The sequence below is a fragment of the Streptomyces hygroscopicus subsp. hygroscopicus genome (genome assembly GCF_001553455.1).
Lineage (GTDB): Bacteria > Actinomycetota > Actinomycetes > Streptomycetales > Streptomycetaceae > Streptomyces > Streptomyces hygroscopicus.
In genome coordinates this window covers 1-2,888 of record NZ_BBOX01000349.1, presented here as the reverse complement: position 1 = coordinate 2,888, position 2,888 = coordinate 1, and the positions used below count along the sequence as shown (strand labels likewise).

1 protein-coding gene is annotated in these 2,888 nt (G+C 76.4%); it reads right to left on the bottom strand.

What is annotated here, in order from left to right:
- On the bottom strand, positions 1–2,888 hold a 2,888-nt coding region (locus tag AXW62_RS30750; protein WP_159060993.1), incomplete at both ends, for a type I polyketide synthase.

Here is a 2,888-nt window from a genome sequence, read left to right as displayed (position 1 = left end):
CCGCGCCCGCGTACCCGAGCACGGTCGCCACCTGTTCCCGCACCAGGTCCAGCAGCAGCCGCTCCTGCTCCGCCGCGCTCAGCCCGGCCAGCCGCCCGGCAAGACCGGTCTCACCGCCCGCCGCGACCGCGTCCACCGCGCGCCGCGCCGGGACCCGCACCAGACCGCGCAGCAGCGGCGAGACGGCGGGCTGGGTGCGCAGCGCCGCGAGGTCCAGGCGCATCGGCACCAGGGACGCCTCGTCGACGGTCAGCGCGGCGTCGAAGAGCCGCAGCCCCTCCGCCACCGGCAGCGGAGGCACTCCGGCCCGCCGCAGCCGGGCGATGTCGGCCTCGTCCAGGGTGTCGCCCATGCCGCCACCGGCCCACAGGCCCCACGCCAGCGAGGTGGCGGGCAGGCCCTGGGCGGCGCGGTGCTGGGCGAGGGCGTCCAGGAAGACGTTGGCAGCGGCGTAGTTGCCCTGCCCCGGACCGCCGAACACACCGGCGGCCGAGGAGAAGAGGACGAACGCGGACAGGTCGAGGTCGCGGGTCAGCTCATGCAGATGCCAGGCCGCGTCCACCTTCGGCCGCAGCACCCGCTCCACGCGCTCCGGAGTGAGCGAACCGATCACCCCGTCGTCCAGCACACCGGCCGTGTGCACCACAGCCGTCAGCGGATGATCGGCCGGAATGCCCGCCAGCACCTCCGCCAGCGCCTCCCGGTCCGCCACATCACACGCCGCCCAGCGCACCTCGGCGCCCAACTCGGCCAGTTCGGCGCCGAGTTCGGCAGCGCCCGGCGCCCGCTCGCCGCGGCGGCTCACCAGCAGCAGATGCCGCATCCCGCGCTCCGCCACCAGATGACGGGCCACCAGACCGCCCAGCGAACCGGACGCACCGGTCACCAGCACCGTGCCGTCCGGGTTCCACTCCGGGGCCCGGCCGTCGGCCGCCGACACGGCGCGGGCCAGCCGTGGCGTCTTGAGAACGCCCCGGCGCACCGCCACCTCGGCCTCGCCGCTCGCGAGCACGGCGGGCAGCGCGGCCCGGGAGTCCTCATGGCCGTCGAGGTCGATCAGGAGGAAGCGGTCCGGATTCTCGGACTGCGCCGACCGCAGCAGACCCCGGACGGCGCCGCCCGCCGGGTCCGCCACCGGCTCACCGGCCTCGGTGGCCACGGCCCCCGAGGTCAGCACCGCCAGCCGGGCGTCGGCGAACCGCTCGTCGGCCAGCCACTCCTGGGCCAGCACCAGCGTCTCTCCGGTGGCGCGGCGTGCCGCGTCCGCCGTGTTCCCGCCGTTCCCGCCGGTCTCGGCGTCCTCGGCGTCCTCGGTGGACGGCGCGACGAACACGACCTCCGGTACGGCCGCCGTACCCGACTCGACCGCCGCGGTCAGCGCCGCGAGGTCGCCGTACGCCGGGACGCCGAGCCCGAACGCGTCGGACCCCAGAACCGCCCAGCGGCCGTCACCCGGGCCACCGGTCGGACCGTCGCCCGCGGCGTCCGGTCCGGCGGCGTCCACCAGCCCGGCCGTCGTCCACTCCACGCGGTACAGCGACTCGTGGTACGCCGTACGCGCACTGTGCAGCTGCTCGGCCGAGACCGGGCGCAGCACCAGCGAGTCCACGGCCGCGACCGGCGCTCCGGCGGCGTCCGCGATCTCCAGCCGGACCCCGTCGCCGCCCACCGCGGCCATCCGCACCCGCAGCGTGGCCGCGCCGCTCGCGTACAGCGACACCCCGGTCCAGGCGAACGGCAGCCGCCCCTCGGTCTCGGTGCCGCCGAGCCCGGCCAGGCCGAGCGCGTGCAGCGCGGCGTCCAGCAGCGCCGGGTGCAGCCCGAACGCCGCGGCCTCCTCGGCCGTGGCCCCGTCCAGCGCCACCTCGGCGAACACCTCGCCGCCGCGCCGCCACGCCCTGCGCAGCCCCTGGAACGCGGGGCCGTAGGCGAAGCCGACGTCCCGCAGTTCCGCGTAACGGTCGCCGACCGCCACCTCCGCGGCGTCCGCCGGAGGCCACGCGCTCAGCTCGAACGACGCCTCCGGACGGCCGCCGGACGCCAGCACACCGGACGCGTGCCGGGTCCACGGCTCCTCGGCCGACAGGTGCTCGGCGCGGGAGTGCAGGGCCAGCGGGCGGCGGCCGGTGTCATCGGCCGCGCCGACCCACAGCCGCAGCTGGACGCCGCCCTCCCCGGACAGGACCAGCGGCGCTTCGAGGGTCAGCTCCTCCAGCACCTCGCAGCCGACCTGGTCACCCGCGCGGACGGCCAGTTCCACGAACGCGGTGCCCGGCAGCAGCACCGTGTCCATGATCGTGTGATCGGCGAGCCACGGGTGGGTGGACAGCGCGAGCCGCCCGGTGAACAGCATCCCGTCCGCGCCGGGCAGTTCGGCGCTGGCGCCGAGCAGCGGGTGCTCGGCCTCGCCGAGCCCCACCGCGGCCACGTCGCCGAGGAACAGCGACGAGACCTTCGGCCAGTAGCGCTGCCGCTGGAAGGCATACGTGGGCAGCTCGGCCAGCTGGTCCGGCGCGACCTGGGTGGCGCCGGTCCCGGCGTAGAAGGCCGCCCAGTCCACCGCCACCCCACGGACGTGCGCCCGCGCGAGGGCGGTGGTCAGCGCCTCGGCCTCGGGGCGGTCCTTGCGCAGCACGGCGACGAACCCGGCGTCCTGGCCGGTCACGCACTCCTGGGCCATGGCGGTGAGCACACCGTCCGGGCCCAGCTCCACGAACGTGGTGACACCCTGGGCCTCGAGCGCGCGGACGCCGTCCAGGAAGCGCACGGCCTCCCGGACGTGGCGCACCCAGAAGTCGGCCGTCGTGATCTCCTCGGCGGACACGACGTCGCCGGTGAGGTTGGAGACGATCGGAATACGCGGGGCCTGGTAGGTCAGCCCCTGCGCG